General features: G+C 74.0%; 13 protein-coding genes and 2 riboswitches. Of the genes, 4 read left to right on the forward strand and 9 right to left on the reverse strand.

Annotated features, from left to right (window positions below; all coding sequences use genetic code 11):
• Positions 1–161: 161 nt before the first annotated feature.
• Positions 162–1,580, forward strand: coding sequence for a glycosyltransferase 87 family protein (locus ACFCX4_RS03965; protein ID WP_376138705.1), 1,419 nt, complete (start codon positions 162–164; stop codon positions 1,578–1,580).
• Positions 1,581–1,589: 9 nt separating this feature from the next.
• Here ACFCX4_RS03965 and ACFCX4_RS03970 read toward each other — a convergent pair whose 3' ends face one another.
• From ACFCX4_RS03970 to ACFCX4_RS03995, 6 genes are all read right to left on the reverse strand, one after another.
• Positions 1,590–2,705: a hypothetical protein gene (locus ACFCX4_RS03970; protein ID WP_376138707.1), complete on the reverse strand. Its 1,116-nt coding sequence runs from the start codon at positions 2,703–2,705 to the stop codon at positions 1,590–1,592.
• A 56-nt stretch (positions 2,706–2,761) separates the two neighbouring features.
• The gene (locus ACFCX4_RS03975) at positions 2,762–3,826 is read right to left on the reverse strand and encodes an NlpC/P60 family protein (RefSeq protein WP_376138709.1); all 1,065 of its coding nucleotides are present in this window, start codon (positions 3,824–3,826) and stop codon (positions 2,762–2,764) included.
• Between the two features lie 252 nt (positions 3,827–4,078).
• Positions 4,079–5,257 carry an NlpC/P60 family protein gene (locus tag ACFCX4_RS03980; protein ID WP_376138711.1) on the reverse strand — a complete coding sequence of 393 codons (1,179 nt, stop codon included), beginning with the start codon at positions 5,255–5,257 and terminating at the stop codon, positions 4,079–4,081.
• A gap of 10 nt (positions 5,258–5,267) precedes the next feature.
• A riboswitch (cyclic di-AMP (ydaO/yuaA leader) is annotated at positions 5,268–5,424 on the reverse strand.
• Positions 5,425–5,832: 408 nt separating this feature from the next.
• Positions 5,833–6,876: an NlpC/P60 family protein gene (locus tag ACFCX4_RS03985; RefSeq protein WP_376138713.1), complete on the reverse strand. Its 1,044-nt coding sequence runs from the start codon at positions 6,874–6,876 to the stop codon at positions 5,833–5,835.
• A 210-nt stretch (positions 6,877–7,086) separates the two neighbouring features.
• Entirely contained in the window at positions 7,087–8,595 is a 1,509-nt protein-coding gene (locus ACFCX4_RS03990; RefSeq protein ID WP_376138715.1) for an NYN domain-containing protein, read from the reverse strand.
• 134 nt (positions 8,596–8,729) lie between these two features.
• Positions 8,730–8,993 carry a hypothetical protein gene (locus ACFCX4_RS03995; RefSeq protein WP_376138717.1) on the reverse strand — a complete coding sequence of 88 codons (264 nt, stop codon included), beginning with the start codon at positions 8,991–8,993 and terminating at the stop codon, positions 8,730–8,732.
• Between the two features lie 202 nt (positions 8,994–9,195).
• On the opposite strand from ACFCX4_RS03995, the gene ACFCX4_RS04000 reads away from it, so the two are divergent.
• Together ACFCX4_RS04000 and ACFCX4_RS04005 are read left to right on the forward strand one after the other, a co-directional pair.
• Positions 9,196–10,038, forward strand: coding sequence for a rhomboid family intramembrane serine protease (locus ACFCX4_RS04000; RefSeq protein ID WP_376138719.1), 843 nt, complete (start codon positions 9,196–9,198; stop codon positions 10,036–10,038).
• Complete coding sequence (locus tag ACFCX4_RS04005) at positions 10,035–10,316, forward strand: Lrp/AsnC family transcriptional regulator (protein ID WP_376138721.1); 282 nt, start codon at positions 10,035–10,037, stop codon at positions 10,314–10,316. The genes ACFCX4_RS04000 and ACFCX4_RS04005 overlap by 4 nt, the downstream gene beginning before the upstream one ends.
• A gap of 29 nt (positions 10,317–10,345) precedes the next feature.
• Here the strand turns inward: ACFCX4_RS04005 and ACFCX4_RS04010 are convergent, their stop codons facing one another.
• The 3 genes from ACFCX4_RS04010 to ACFCX4_RS04020 form a co-directional block, all read right to left on the reverse strand.
• Complete coding sequence (locus ACFCX4_RS04010) at positions 10,346–11,755, reverse strand: aminotransferase class V-fold PLP-dependent enzyme (protein WP_376138723.1); 1,410 nt, start codon at positions 11,753–11,755, stop codon at positions 10,346–10,348.
• A 53-nt stretch (positions 11,756–11,808) separates the two neighbouring features.
• Positions 11,809–11,926: riboswitch (SAM riboswitch) on the reverse strand.
• A gap of 119 nt (positions 11,927–12,045) precedes the next feature.
• Positions 12,046–13,122: an anthranilate phosphoribosyltransferase gene (gene trpD / locus ACFCX4_RS04015; RefSeq protein ID WP_376138725.1), complete on the reverse strand. Its 1,077-nt coding sequence runs from the start codon at positions 13,120–13,122 to the stop codon at positions 12,046–12,048.
• A gap of 183 nt (positions 13,123–13,305) precedes the next feature.
• The gene (locus tag ACFCX4_RS04020) at positions 13,306–13,731 is read right to left on the reverse strand and encodes a hypothetical protein (protein ID WP_376138727.1); all 426 of its coding nucleotides are present in this window, start codon (positions 13,729–13,731) and stop codon (positions 13,306–13,308) included.
• A gap of 392 nt (positions 13,732–14,123) precedes the next feature.
• On the opposite strand from ACFCX4_RS04020, the gene ACFCX4_RS04025 reads away from it, so the two are divergent.
• Positions 14,124–14,744, forward strand: a complete 621-nt coding sequence (locus tag ACFCX4_RS04025; RefSeq protein ID WP_350566761.1) for a heme-copper oxidase subunit III — start codon at positions 14,124–14,126, stop codon at positions 14,742–14,744.
• Positions 14,745–14,792: the final 48 nt, after the last annotated feature.

Consider the following 14,792-nt stretch of genomic DNA (forward strand, 5'->3'; position numbering starts at 1 on the left):
GCACGGCAACCGTTCCACCCCCGGGTCTGTCCTAGTACCCGGGCAGTCGGTGCGGCCGGCCAGACCCCGCGACGGCGGCCCGGCCCCGACCCGCCCGGACCGCCCGGGCGTCCGGCGCGCGGCGCCGTCGGCGGAACGTGCGAGACGAACGAGGGAGCGCAGTGGAGTTGGCCCCGGCCACCGAGTCCGGTACACCCAGCGGCGCCGAGGGCTCCGGCACGGCGCTCGCGGTGCGCCGCGAGCCGTCCCGGCACACCACGCGCCGCTCGGGCCGGTCGGGCGCGCTCCTGGCGCTCGGCGGGACCTGGGTGGCCACCCGGGCGCTGCTGGTGCTGCTGGTGACCGGTGTGCTGCGGATGCCCGGCGGGGACATCACCGCCGACGTCTGGCTGATCTACCACGGCTGGTACGGCGTGCTGCAGACCGGCACCTTCCCGCTGGACGACGTCACCTGGCAGTACCCGCCCGGCGCCGCCCTGGTGATCCTGCTGCCGGGCCTGCTGCCCTGGTCGTACCTGGTCTCGTTCTGGGTGATCTGCGGGATCGCCGACGCGGCCGCGATGGCCCTGCTGGTCCGCACCGGGCTGCGCAGGGGCCGGGCGCTGACCGGCGCCTGGGTCTGGGTGGCCGGCGTCCCGCTGCTCGGCCCGATGATCTACAACCGCTACGACGTGATCGTCACGGCGATCGCGGTGGGCGGTCTGCTGGCGCTGGTCCGCCGCCCGGCGCTCGGCGGCGTCCTGCTGGGCCTCGGCGGCATCGTCAAGATCTGGCCGCTGCTGGGCCTCATCGGCACCCCGTCGGGCCGGCGCACCCGCCGCTCCTGGACCGCCGCGGCCGCGGCGGCGGCCTCGATCGGCTTCCTGCTGGCCGCCGGGATGAACGGGGCCTTCGAGTTCCTGACGTTCCAGAAGGACCGCGGCGTCGAGGTGGAGTCGGTCGGCGCGCTGCCGATCCACTTCGCCCGGATCGCCGGGGCCTGGGACGGCAAGGTGATGATGAACTACGGCTCGGTCGAGATGCTCGGGCCGTGGGTGCCGCTGGTCGGCAAGGTGATGCTGGCCGGCACGGTGCTCGGTTTCGGCTGGCTGCTGCTGTGGCGCTTCACCGCCCGCCGCCGCAACGCGGCCACCATGTACGACGCCGCACTGACCGCGCTGCTGATCTTCACCGTGACCAGCCGGGTGATCAGCCCGCAGTACCTGGTCTGGCTGGTCGGCGTGGCGGCGGTCTGCCTGACCGTGCGCGGCACCAGCCAGCGGCCGGTGGCGCTGCTGATCCTGGCCGCGACCCCGCTGACCATGGTGGAGTTCCCGCTGGTCTTCGGCGACGTGGTGGCCAGCAGGCCGGGCGCGATCGCCGTGCTGACCGCGCGCAACCTGCTGCTGCTGGTCGCCACCGGCATGTCCTGCGTCCGGCTCTGGCGCTCCACCCGGCGCACCGAGCCGCTCCCGGCCACCGTGGTGCTGCCCCGCGCGGAGCCGGTGCCGGCGGCCGCGTTCTCGGTGCGGCCGGGCATCGCGTACGAGCAGGACCTGCTGGACGGCATCGACCGCCCGGCGGCCCGCAGCGAACGCTGAGGCCGGCGCTCAGCCCGCCAGCGCACGGACCTCGGCGAGCCACAGGCCGGTGAACCCGGCCAGGCCGGGGCCCAGCAGGTCCCGGAACAGCCCGTCCAGCCAGGCCTCCCGGTCCGCGCCCGGGGCGCTCGCACCGACGGCCCGGTAGAGGGCCACCAGCCGCTGCGGCCCGTACCGGCGGGCGATCAGGTCGCAGGCCAGCCAGGACTGCTCGTAGGCGAGGGCCAGGCCGTCCCCGCCGGCCGCGAGGGCGGTGTCCCCGGGCAGTGCGACGGGCAGCCGGCCGGCGGCCGCCTCCCTGGCCAGCTCCGGGGCGAGCTGCCGGGCCGAGCGGCCCGAGTCGTGGAAGGCGGTCCAGTCGGCGACGCCCTCGGAGAGCCAGAGCGGCGTCCAGGCCCGGGTGTCCGCCCGGGTCGCCACGTGCACCGCCTCGTGGGTGACCACCGCCTGCCGGCCGAACCCGCTCAGCCGCGCGAACTGCTCCGGGTTGACCAGCACCCGGTCGGCCGGGGCGTGCGACGGCGCGCCGGGGGCGGAGACGGTCACCGCGGCCATGCCGGACCAGCCGGCCCGGTCCTCGGCCAGCAGCCGGGTGAACTGCTCCCCGGTCGCGGGCAGTTCCAGCAGCAGCCGGCCGGCCCGGGCGGTGCCCCAGAGCGCCTCCACGGCGGCCACCGCGCGGTCGCCGACCACGGTCGGGGCGAGGTCGCCGGTGCCCGCGCCGTCGACCGCGAGCACCAGGCAGCGCCCGCCGGCGGCGGCCCGGACGGTACCGAGGTCCCACAGCGGCGGCGGACCGCCCGTGCCCTCCTCGGACTCGACCCGCGGGCCGGCCGCGGAGCGGACCAGCACCAGCCGACGCGGGTGGACGACCGGCTGCTCGTCGTAGCCGGTCACGGAGACGGTCAGCTCCGCGGTGGCGGTGCACCGTCCGGCCGCGTCCACCGGGCCGAGCACCAGGTTGCGGTAGCCGGTCCGCAGCGGCAGCGCGGGCGGACCGGCGGTCAGCGCCCGGGCCCGGGCGTCGAGCAGTTCCAGGACGCCGGCGCGCTCGTCCGCGGCCGCGGCGGCGGGCCCCGCCGGCACGGCCCCGGGCAGCGAGAGCTGGGCCGCGGCGCCGGCCACGAGCAGCAGGGCGGTGCGCCGCGACGGCCGGCGGCCGTCGGCGGGATCCGGGCGGCTCAGAGCCGGATCACCCCCGCGAGCGGCATCGCGCCGACGCTCTCGTAGCGGACCCTCGCGCCGGGGTAGGGGGCGTGCACGATCACCCCGCCGCCGGCGTACATCCCGACGTGGTGCATGTCCCGGTAGAAGATCACCAGGTCTCCCGGCCGCGCTTCGGAGAGGCTGACCCGCCGGCCGGCGTACGCCTGGGCCTGCGAGGTGCGCGGCAGGGTCACTCCGGCCTGCCGCCAGCTCCAGTACATCAGACCCGAACAGTCGAACGCCTTGGGCCCGGTGGATCCGTACACGTAGGGCGAGCCGATCATCCGCACCGCGGCGGCCAGTGCGGCGGCGCCGCGCTCGGAGGCCGGCGGGGCGGTGCCGAAGTCCAGCCGGTCGGTGCCGCGGGTGGCCCGCTGCTCCGCCTCCCGGGCGTCCTGGGCGGCGAGCCGGGCCCGCTCCACCGCGCCGAGGCCGTTGAGCAGCTTCTGCGCCTTGGTGAGCCGCTGCTGGATCTGCTGCTTGCCCTCGGCCAGCGCCTTGCGGGTCTGCTCCAGTTCGGCCAGCTTGGCACCGGTCTCGGCACGGCGCTGGTCGAGCACCCGCTGACGGCCCAGCACCTCGTGCAGGGTCTCGTTCTGCCGCTCGGCGGCCTGGTCGAGGCTGCGGGCCCGCGCGAGGTAGCCCTCGGGGTCGGTGGCGAGCATCAGCTGGACGGTCTGCGCCATGCCGCCGGCGCGGTACTCGGCGCCGGCCACGGTGGCGAGGTCGCCGCGCAGCCGGTTGAGCTCGTCCTGGGCGACGGCGATCTGCTGCTGCAGCGTGCCGGTCTCCTGCTGGAGCCGCTGCTGGGCCTCCTGGGCGGCGTTGAACCGCTCGGAGGCCTGCTCGGCCTCGTCGTAGAGCTGCTCCACCTGCGCCTTGACGTCCTTGCGGTCGGCCGGGGCGTCGGGCGAGCCGGGCGCGGCCTGGGCGCTGCCGCCGGCCGCCACGGCCAGCGCGGTGGTGGCCGCCGCGGTGAGCACCAGCGCCCGGGCGAGCGCGTGCGCACCTGACAGCGGGGAACGGCGGTGCACGGCCATGCGACGTCGGCTCCGATCCTGGGCCCGGCCCGCCGCCGCACCGGGGCGGGGCGGCTGTCGACGCGGGGCGTCCGGTGGCAGACGTTAGCGAGTCCGGGCAACCGATTCCAAACCCCTCCGAACCCGAATATTCAGACACTTATCGGACGTCAGATCGGTTCGCGGACCGAGGGTCCCGAGCCCGCCGGGAAAAGCCGCAGGCCCGGCCTCCCGCACGGGGGGACCGGGCCTGCGGCGGATGCCGACCGGGGGTCAGATGCGCACGATCACGTTGATCGGCATGTTGGACGCGGCCTCGTAGCGGACCGAGGCGCCCGGCTTCGGGGCGTGGATGACCTGGCCGCCGCCCACGTAGATGCCCACGTGGTGACGGTCGCCGTAGAAGATCACCAGGTCGCCGGGCTGGGCCTTGGAGATGTCCTTGCCGATCTGGGTGCCGGCGGTGGCCTGCGCCTGCGAGGTGCGCGGCAGCGACACGTTCGCCTGGGCGTACGCCCAGCCGGTGAGGCCGGAGCAGTCGAAGGAGTTGGGGCCGGTGGCGCCGTAGACGTACGGGGAGCCGAGCTTGCTCTCCGCGGCGGCGATCGCGGCGGCGGCGCGCGAACCGTTGGCGGCCGGGGCGGCGGGCGCGGCCGGGGCGGCCGGCTTGGTGGCGGCCGGGGCCGTGGAGCCGGTGGACGGCGCGCTCAGGTTGCTGCGGTTCTCGTCGCGGGAGGCGCGCTCGGCGTCGGCCTTCTCCTTGGCGGCCTTGGCGGCCTCGGCCTTGGCGGCGTCCGCCTTCGCCTTGGCCTCGGCGGCGGCCTTCTCCTCGGCGGCGCGGATGGCCTGACGCTCCTGCTCGGTGAGCGTGTTGAGCAGGTCCTGGGCCTTCTGCAGCTTGCCCTGGACCTCCTCCTTGGAGGCCTTCAGCTGCTGGGTGGTGGTCTCCAGCTCGCCGAGCTTGGTCTGGGTCTCGGTGCGGTCCTGGTCCAGCCTGCGCTGCTGCTCCTGGAGCTCCTTCAGCGCACCGGACTGGGTCGAACCGGCCTGGTTCAGGGCGTCGGCCTGGCTGAGGAAGTTGTCCGGGCTGGCGGAGAGCATCAGCTGGACGGTCTGCGATATGCCGCCCGTGCGGTACTGCTCGCCGGCGATCTCGGAGAGGCCGCCCTGGGCCTCGATCACCACGGCCTGCTGACGGGCCACCTTGTCCTGCAGCTCGGCGACCTGCTTCTGAAGCTCCTGCTGCTTGGCCTGGGCACCGTTGTACTTCTCGGTGGCGACCTCGGCCTCGATGTTGAGCTGGTCGACCTGCTCCTTGACCTGGTCCTTGGTGGGCGCGGGGTCGGCGTGGGCGCCGGACTGCGCGGACAGGGCAACGGCAGCGGCGGCGACACCGGTCAGGATCGAGACGCGGGTGCGGCCGGCGGGCTTGGGACGACGATGGGACGCCACGAAGGCGGACTCCTTCTTCCTCATCCGCCTACCGGGTGAGCTGACGGGTTCGGGCGGAAGCGTGCCCTACGACGCCTCACCGCCCGCTCGCGCGGCCGACCTGGCGCCGATTCACCCCGGAGGAACGTGGTTCCCCGGCTCCGCTCCACCGTGGGCCCCGACTGCTGGATCCCACACGTGACGGGCCGTCCAGGCCCCGCCCCGCTGCTTCGCGAACTCGGCGGCGAACCCCGCCGCCACCCAGGCTGGGTGATCGACTGTGCGTGGTTCGAAGCAAGACCCTAGTAACAGATCCGTGATCCGTTCAAATCCTTGTCAGAAAAAAGCCGGAAGAATACCCAAGTTCCTTTGTGAATATGACCGAATGTGATCACACCCCCACGGCGGGCTGATCATTCACCGCAGACCGGTCGAACGCCCGACCGAAACGCCCGCGCCACCCCCGGGCGGAGGTGGCGCGGATCACAGGGGCCGCGGCCGCCCTTCCGGGCGTGTCGTGGCGGGCCGTCAGGCCCGGGCGGTGCGTCAGGTGCGCCGGGTCCGCCGGACCCGGCCGCGGACCGACGGGCGGTGCGTCAGACCCGGCGGATCGTGTTGATCTTCATGGCGTCGGCCTTCATCACCTTCACCACGTCACCGGTGCGCGGCGCGTGGACCACCATGCCGTTGCCGATGTACATCCCGACGTGGCTGCGGTCGTCGCGGTAGATGATCAGGTCGCCCGGCTGGGCCTCGGCCAGCGACGGCACCCGGGACCCGTAGTTGCCCTGGGCCTGCGAGGTGCGCGGCAGCGAGACGCCGGCCTTCCCGTACGCCCAGACCATCAGACCGGAGCAGTCGAAGGTGCTCGGGCCGGTGTCGCCCCAGCCGTAGGGCGACCCCTGCTTGCTCATCGCGAGGGAGACCGCCGCGCCCGCCTTGCCGCTCGCCTGCGGCAGGCTGCCCAGGTCGGTGCGCTCGGAGCCGCGGGAGGCCCGGTCGGCCTGCTGCTGCGCCGCCTTCAGGGCCGCGCGGTCCGCGGCGCTGAGCGAGTTCAGCAGCTCCTGGGCCTCCCGGAGCTTCTTGTTGACCTCGGCCTTGGTCTGGTTCAGGTCCTTGGTGGTGCTGTCCAGCGAGGCCAGGACGGCGGCCGCCTCGGCCTTCTGCTGATCCAGCCGGCGCTGCTGCTCCTGGAGGCCCTTGAGCGCCTCGGCCTGGCTGGAGCTGGCCTGCTGCACGCTGGAGGCCTTGTCCAGGTAGCCGGACGGGTCGGAGGTCAGCATCAGCTGGACGGACGGGTCGATGCCGCCGTTGCGGTACTGCTCGCCCGCCACCTCGGCCAGCCCGGCCTGAAGCTGGGTCATCTGCTCCTGGCCGCGCGCCACCTGGTCCTGGAGCTGGTCCGCCTGCTTGCGCAGCTGGTCCGCACGCTCCTTGGCACCGTTGTACTTCTCGGTGGCCTGCTCGGCCTCTTCCTGCAGCTGGTCGATCTGCGCCTTGACGTCGTCCTTCTTGGGCGACGGGCTCGGCGCTGCGTGGGCGGCGACCTGGGCGGAGAGAGCGACCGCGGTCGCAGCGGCAGCGGTGAGCACGGAGACCCGCGCGCGACTCGGCTGCTTGGGACGGCGGTGGGAGGCCAAGGGACAGGCTCCTTCTTCCAATGGCCTCACCCTATTGGGTGAGAATCCGGAAAATAGGTTTGACGCCAGACCCTAGTGAAGATCCACGCTTCGCGCCACTCCCCCGATCGCGTGAACCGGGCCGCGGCGCCTGACTTCACCGAATTCGCACAACGCCGCAATCCGGGCGCTGACCAGCCGTCACACCGACCGGCCCGCACCCGGGGAACGTCACGGCCTGGCCAGCCGGTTCAGCAGCAGCACCGAGGCGACGGGGCGCGCGCCCGCCTTCCGCACGCCCTCGGCGACCTCCCGGTCGGTGGAGACCACCACCACCGGGCGCCCCTGCGGCTCGGCCCGCACCAGCCGCCGGATCAGCTCGTCCGCCGTCTCCCCGGTCCGGCTGAACCGCACCCGCACGCCGCGCGGCGGCGCCATGATCACCGGCACGTCCAGGTCCTGGCCGTCGAACACGCAGGTGACCTCCGCCTGGGTGCGCTGCGCCAGCATCGCGAGCCCGCCCAGCAGCCGGATCCGCTGCTGCTCCAGCGGCAGCGTCGGGTACCCCGTCTTGGTCACGTTGTAGCCGTCCACCACCAGATGCACCTGCGGGATCGCCAGTAGCTGGTCCAGCAGCGCCGGATCGTCCTCGGCCAGACCGCGCCGCGCCACGTCGTGCGGCGACGCCGAGCCCGGCACCACCGCCTCCACCAGGTCCGCCGGACGGATCTGGGACACCGGCAGCGCCAGCTCCCGCTGCAGCCCCTGCGCCGACTGCAGCACCGTGTCCAGCAGCAGCCGCAGCCGCATGTCCTCGACGCTGCGCCCCTCGCGGGCCGACCGCCGGCCCTGCTCTGCCGTGTTCTCCAGCTCGGTGACCCGGTGGCGCAGCCGGCGCGCCTCGCTCTCCGCCGCGCCCCGCTCGGCCGCCGACTGCGCCCGGAGCGCCTCCAGCTCGGCGGCCACCTTGCGGGTCTCCGCCTGCGCCCGCCGGGTGTCGCTCTCCAGCGAGCGCAGCTTCCGCCGGAGCGAGTCGGCCTCCCGCCGGACGTCCTCCGACTCGGCCCGCTGCCGCTCCAGATCGGCCCGCGCCGTGGACCGCACCTCGGCCAGCTCGGCCTGCAGCTTCTCCACCAGGCGGGCCGCCTCGGCCGCGGCGCCCTCGGCGCCCGCCCGCTCGGCCTCCTCGCCGGCCTCGGTCACCAGCCGGCTCCACCCCGCGGAGCGCACCAGGTAGGCGGCGGCGGCGACGTCCATCGGGTCGGCGGCACCCGGCACGGTGCCCGACTCCAGTGCTCTCACCAGATCGGGCTGGCCCAGTCTCAGCCGTTCCGCTATCCGCGACCGGAAGGCCGGCTCGGCCTCCAGCGCCGCGGCCAGCGCGGTCGCCGCGTACTTGGCCCGGCGGGCCGGGGTGAACTTGGCGTACTGACGCAGCGACTGCGGCAGCTCGCCGAGCGGCAGCCCGCCGAGCGCGTCGGAGGCCAGCCCGACCACACGCCGGCGCACGCCCTCGGGCAGCGGCCGGTCCAGCGTCTCCGTGTTCCTCGCCCCGGGGGCCTCGGCGGCCCCGGCCGCGCCGTCGACGGCTGCCGCCGGCTCGTCACCGCCGCCGGGCTCCTCCCCGGTGGCCGGGGCGCCGGTGCCGGAGGGGGCGGCCCCTGCCGCGTCCGGCGCCTGCGCGTCCACAGCGGGCTGCCGCCCCTGCGGCCCGGCGGGCTCCTTCGCTGCGTCCACCACGTCCTCGGCTCCGATCCTGGTCCAGCGGGGTACGGCCCCCGGCCACCGCCCCCGTCACACTCCGTGCGTTCTCTCCGTATTGTCCCGTGCGGCGGGCGGCCACGCCGTGCGCCGCCCGCCGCCGGATCAGGCGGTCAGGCCTGCTCGGGGGCCTCGGTGCCCTCGGCCGCGCCGGGACGGGCGACCAGCTCGACCTGGTCCACCGCGTTGCACCAGCGGCAGCGGACGGACTCGACGGTCTCGCTGAGCACCTGGGTCTCCTCGATCTTCGACTCGCCGGCCAGGTCGAAGTGGAGGAACTCGGTGACCCGGGCGGTCCGGGTCACGTCGAAGCGGGTCAGGTTTCCGCAGAGCGTGCAGCGCCAGCGCGTCTCGGCGGTCAGGGCGGGGACGGTCATCGGGGGTCCTCTCGGGTGGTCCCTGAACGGGCTCAGGCGCTCCCCCCGGAGCCCCGGCGTCGGCGGCGGGAGGCGGGAATGCCCGCCCCAAGCCTATTGCCTGGGGCAACCTTCCCGGCCACCCGGCCGACCCCTGCGCCGCGGTAGCCCACCTGCCGTAACCGCGCGGTGGCGTGCCCCCACCGGGGGGATGCTGGGGCCCATGGCGATCCCGGTCCCGGCCCACACCGGCGCGCGCCGCGGCCGACCGGCCGCCACCGCCCCGGCCGTCTGCTACGCGCTGATCGCGCTCAACACCGCGGTCTTCCTGCTCGGACCGGCCGCCGGGCTCAACCCGTTCCACGGCCGCGGCCAGACCCGGGTCTGCGCCGAGCAGCGCTACGAACAGCGCTGGGGCGCCGTCCCCGCCGAGCTGCTGAGCGGGCGCCCGCTGACCGCCGGACAGCTCGCCGAGGCCCCCGATCCGGTGCCCGGCTGCCCGGCCGCGCCCACCCCGGGCAAGCACCCGGCCCTCTCCGTGCTCAGCGCGCTCTTCGTGCACGCCGGCTGGCTGCACCTGCTCGGCAACCTGCTCTTCCTTCACGTCTTCGGCCCCACCGTGGAGCAGCGCATGGGCCGCTCCCGGTTCCTCCTCTTCTACCTGGCCGCGGGCGCGCTGACGACCTACGGCTTCGCGCTGGCCGAGGCCCGCTCGCCGGACGCGACCACGGTGCTGATCGGCGCCTCCGGCGCGATCTCCGCCGTCCTCGGCGCCTATCTGCGCCTGCATCCGCGCGCCCGGGTCACCGTGCTCGTCCCGCTGCTGCTCTTCCTGCCGCTGCGCTTCCCGTCCTGGCTGGTGCTGGGGCTCTGGTTCGCCCTCCAGTGGTGGTCGGTCCACTCCGCCGGGCCCGGCGTCGCGTACCTGGTGCACGTGATCGGCTTCGCGGCCGGCTTCCTGCACGCCACCCTCACCGAGCGCCGACCCCGCGGGACCCGCCCCCGCGACGGTGCCCACGACGCCCGATACGCTGGCGACACCTCACAAAGGAGTACGCCACCGTGATCACCGCCATCGTCCTGATCAAGACCAGCGTCGACCGCATCCCGGAGATCGCCGAGGCGATCGCCGCCATCGATGGCGTCAGCGAGGTCTACTCGGTGACCGGCGGCTACGACCTGGTGGCGATGGTGCGGGTGCGGCGGCACGACGACCTCGCCGAGGTGATCCCCGGCCGGCTCAACAGGATCCCGGGCGTGGCGCACACCGAGACCCAGATCGCCTTCCGCACCTACTCCCAGCACGACCTGGAGGCCGCCTTCTCGATCGGCCTCGACGAGTAGACGGACCCGCCCGGACGGACCGGCGGCCCTCAGCCCTCGCGGCGGGTGTCCGCGACGCAGCGGCCGCCCTCGTTGCGGTAGGTCCAGGCCGCGCCGTCCGTGACCAGCTCGCGGACGGCGGTCAGGAACCGGTCCACGTGCTCGTCCGGGGTGCCGGCACCGAAGCTCACCCGGATCGCGTTGAGGCTGCGCTCGCCCGGCAGCGACGGCTCCGGCGCGCCGCACTCCGACGGCGCGGCCTCCTCGTCGCCGAGCAGGGTCCGCACCAGCGGGTGGGCACAGAACAGGCCGTCGCGGACGCCGATGCCGTACTCGGCGGACAGCGCGGCGGAGAAGTGCGAGCTGTTCCAGCCCCGGACGACGAAGGAGAGCACGCCCACCCGGTCCGAGTCGTCGCCGAACAGGTTGAGCACCCGGACCTCGGGAACCTCCGCCAGCCCCGCCTTCAGCCGCGCGATCAGCGCCCGCTCACGGGTCTCCAGCCCGTCGAACCCGGCCTCGGTGAGCGCCTTGCAGGCCGAGGCGATCGCGTAGACACCGATGACGTTGGGCGAGCCGGCCTCGTGCCGGGCCGGGCCGGTGTGCCACTGGACGGCCACCGAGCCGTCGGTCTCCCGGGCCACCGTGCGGGTGGCACCGCCGCCGGCCAGGTACGGGTCGGCCTCGTCCAGCCAGTCGGCCCGGCCGGCCAGCACCCCGGCGCCGAACGGCGCGTACAGCTTGTGCCCGGAGAAGGCGATCCAGTCGACGTCCAGCTCGCGCACCGAGACCCGGTGGTGCGGGGCCAGCTGCGCGGCGTCCAGCACCACCCGGGCGCCGTACCGGTGGGCGGTCCGGGTCAGCTCGGCGACCGGCCAGAGCTCGCCGGTGACGTTCGAGGCGCCGGTGACGCAGAGCAGCTTCGGGCCCTCGGGCGCCGCGGCCAGCGCGGCGTCGAAGGCGGCGACCGCCTCGGCGTGCGAGCGAGGGGCGCGCAGGTAGGTGACGACCAGGCCGGCGTGCGCCCAGGGCAGCAGCGAGGCGTGGTGCTCGGTCTCGAAGGCGAACACCTGCGTCCCGGCCGGGACGGCGCCGGCCAGCAGGTTCAGCGAGTCGGTGGTGGCCCGGGTGAAGACCACCTGGTCGCCCTCGCGCAGGTCCAGGAACTCGGCGACGGTGCGGCGGCTCTGCTCGAACAGGTCGGTGGAGAGCTGCGACAGGTAGCCGGCGCCGCGGTGCACGCTGCCGTAGTAGGGGGCGTAGGCGGCGACGTCGTCCCAGACCCGCTGCAGCGCCGGGGAGCTGGCTGCGTAGTCCAGGGCCGCGTAGCCGACCTTCTCGCCGTTGGCGAGCGGGACCTCGACGTCGTGGCCGAGGACGGCGAGCGGGGCGCCCGGGGCGGACTGCCCGGAGCGGGCCGGACGAACGGCGGCGGTCGAGGACTGGGCGGAGAGGGACATGGGGATGCACTCCTTCTACGGGTCGAGGGACCCCGGGAGTGCGTGCAGTCCGGCGTCCGCGCTTGCCACACGGACGGATTGCCGTGTGACCCGGTCCTCACCCAGGGCACCCCGCCACGGACGGAGGGTTGCCGGACAGCCAGCTGGGGCTTGACGCTGTCGCTCATGACCTGGCGAAGACTCTAGGTCGCGTCCGTCCCGTGGTCAAACGGGTGTCCACATCCCGGACAGCCTCCCGACATCCGGAAGGGCCCGCCGGGACAACTCCCGACGGGCCCCCGACTCCCGTGTCACACCCGTGCGGTGGCCTCCGACCAGTGCTTCAGCAGATCGCGCGCCGCACCCGAGTCCACGGCCGCGGCCGTGCGCCGCATGGCCGCCGCGAGCTGCTCGGCGAGCGGCGCGCCGGTCGGATCCAGGGCCACCAGCGCGGCGGCCGAGTTCAGCAGCACCGCGTCCCGGACCGGCCCGTGCTCCCCGGCCAGCATCCGGCGCGCGACCTCCGCGTTGTACGCCGGGTCGCCGCCGCGCAGCGTCTCGATCCCGACCGGCTCGATGCCGACCTCGCGCGGGTCGAAGGAGGTCTCGGTGACGGCGCCGTCCCGCACCACCCAGACCCGCGAGGTCGTGGTGATGGTCAGCTCGTCCAGGCCGTCGTCGCCCCGGAAGACCAGCGCGCTCGCACCGCGCCGCGCCAGCACGCCGGCGATCAGCCCGGCCAGCCGGGTGTCGAAGCAGCCCACGGCGTGCGCCGTCACCCGGGCCGGATTGGTGAGCGGGCCGAGGATGTTGAAGGCGGTCGGCACCCCGAGCTCGCTGCGGGCCGGACCGGCGTGCCGCATCGAGGGGTGGAAGGTCGCCGCGAAACAGAAGGTCAGCCCGACCTCCTCGGCGACCTCGGCGACCCGGCGCGGCCGGAGGTCCAGGCGGATGCCCAGCTTCTCCAGCACGTCCGAGGAGCCGCTGGACGAGGAGGCGGCCCGGTTGCCGTGCTTGACCACCTTGGCGCCGGCCGCCGCGGCGACGATCGCCGACATGGTCGAGATGTTCACCGTCTTGGCCCGGTCGCCGCCGGTGCCGACGATGTCCACCGCCGGTCCGGGGATGTCCAGCGGCTCGGCGTGCGCGTACATCGAGTCGACCAGACCGGAGATCTCGTCGACCGTCTCGCCCTTGGCCCGCAGTGCGACCATGAACCCGGCGATCTGCACCGGGGAGGCCTCCCCGCTCATGATCCGGTCCATCGCCCACGCGGTGGCCGAGCGGTCGAGGTCCTCCCCCCGCAGCAGCGCCGACAGGATGTCCGGCCAGGAGCGGACCACCTGCGCGGGGTCGCTACCGCCGTTCGCAGGGTGCACGTTCACCATGGCTGACTCCAGCTCTCGCTCCCCGCGGGCGGGGAAGGTCATAAGGATGGAGTCAGCCTATCGAGCGGCGGGGTGCCGGGTCCTCGCCGTTCACCCTTCTTCTCTTGTACTGAGACGCGGGGCGGGACGCGGGGTGCCGGACCGCCCGCGGGGAGCGGGACGCCGGACCGCCTGCGGGGACGGCTACCGGGCGGCCGGCGCCCGCTTGGCGAGCCGGGCCCGCAGCAGGGTCGCGACGGCACCGGCCATCGCCACCGGGTCCACCGGCCGGGAGATCGCGGCGTCGGCCCGGCTCCAGGCCGCCAGCCAGGAGTCCTGCGGCCGGCCGATCAGCGCCAGCAGCGGCGGGCAGCCGTAGATCTCGTCCTTCAGCTGCCGGGCGAGCCCGAGTCCGCCGACCGGCACCGCCTCGCCGTCCAGGACGCAGAGGTCCACGCCGCCCTTCTCCAGCGCCTTGAGCACCGCGGGGGTGGTGGCGCACTCCAGGTACTCCAGCTCCGGGAGGTCCTCCGCGGGCCGCCGGCCCAGTGCGGTCAGCACCTGCTCGCGGGTGGTGCGGTCGTGGCTGTAGACGAGAACGGTCAGCGTCTCGTCGGCGGTGTTCGCCATGGGCCTGCTCCCTCACGTGTGATCCGGACCACGTTCGCCTCTCCCCGGATGCTACTCCCGATCACCCGCCGCCGAGCCACTCCCGCGCGATCGTTCTCAAGCCGCCGTGCCCCCGACTGGTCCGGGCGGAGCAGGGCGCGTCACCCCCGTCCGCACAGACCACCCGTACGGCGGACGGGTGGTCTCCCCCCTTACTACCGGGGGCTCCCCGGAGCCGCCCCGACACGCCGCCGGGGCCCTCGAAAGGGCCTTCGAGGAACCGTCAGAAAAGGGACACGCCGCTGCTCAGCCACGGTCCGGACGGCCCGTCGGCCACCAGGGGGGCATACCGCACGCACCGGACACTCCGAGGGACACCCCCCGGCGTGAAGACGGAATAAGGGACCGACATAATGTCCGTCGTGGCGACAGCAACAGCAGTAGAAACCGGGCACGCGCACGGATCGGTCAACCGGCCGAACATGGTCAGCGTCGGAACGATCGTCTGGCTCAGTTCCGAGTTGATGTTCTTCGCGGCCCTCTTCGCGATGTACTTCACGCTCCGCTCCGTCAAGGGGCCGGAGTTCTGGACCGAGAAGGCGCACGCCCTCAACGTGCCGTTCTCCTCGGTCAACACCACGATCCTGGTGCTCTCCTCGCTCACCTGCCAGCTCGGTGTCTTCGCCGCCGAGCGCGGGGACGTGAAGAAGCTCCGCTCGTGGTTCATCATCACCTTCGTGATGGGCGCGATCTTCATCGGCGGCCAGATCTTCGAGTACACCGAGCTGGTCAAGAAGGACGGCCTCTCGCTGTCCTCCGACCCGTACGGCACGGTGTTCTACCTGACCACCGGCTTCCACGGTCTGCACGTGACGGGTGGTCTGATCGCCTTCCTGCTGGTCCTGGGACGGACCTACGCAGCCAAGCGCTTCACGCACGAGCAGGCCACCGCCGCGATCGTGGTGTCGTACTACTGGCACTTCGTCGATGTCGTGTGGATCGGCCTGTTCGCGACCATCTACCTGATCAAGTAACCAGCTGATCAGGTCGCTGGCCACCGGCCTCGGGTCCCGCCCTCACCG

Origin of the sequence: Kitasatospora sp. NPDC056327 (assembly GCF_042261735.1) — a bacterium.
In the GTDB taxonomy this organism is placed as follows: domain Bacteria; phylum Actinomycetota; class Actinomycetes; order Streptomycetales; family Streptomycetaceae; genus Kitasatospora.

What these genes read in the sequence shown, in the direction of transcription:
- ACFCX4_RS03975 (WP_376138709.1), bottom strand. Translation starts at nt 3,826, where the DNA reads ATGGCCGTGCACCGCCGTTCCCCGCTGTCAGGTGCGCACGCGCTCGCC.
- ACFCX4_RS03995 (WP_376138717.1), bottom strand. Translation starts at nt 8,993, where the DNA reads ATGACCGTCCCCGCCCTGACCGCCGAGACGCGCTGGCGCTGCACGCTC.
- ACFCX4_RS04000 (WP_376138719.1), top strand. Translation starts at nt 9,196, where the DNA reads ATGGCGATCCCGGTCCCGGCCCACACCGGCGCGCGCCGCGGCCGACCG.
- ACFCX4_RS04010 (WP_376138723.1), bottom strand. Translation starts at nt 11,755, where the DNA reads ATGTCCCTCTCCGCCCAGTCCTCGACCGCCGCCGTTCGTCCGGCCCGC.
- trpD (WP_376138725.1), bottom strand. Translation starts at nt 13,122, where the DNA reads ATGGTGAACGTGCACCCTGCGAACGGCGGTAGCGACCCCGCGCAGGTG.
- ACFCX4_RS04020 (WP_376138727.1), bottom strand. Translation starts at nt 13,731, where the DNA reads ATGGCGAACACCGCCGACGAGACGCTGACCGTTCTCGTCTACAGCCAC.
- ACFCX4_RS04025 (WP_350566761.1), top strand. Translation starts at nt 14,124, where the DNA reads ATGTCCGTCGTGGCGACAGCAACAGCAGTAGAAACCGGGCACGCGCAC.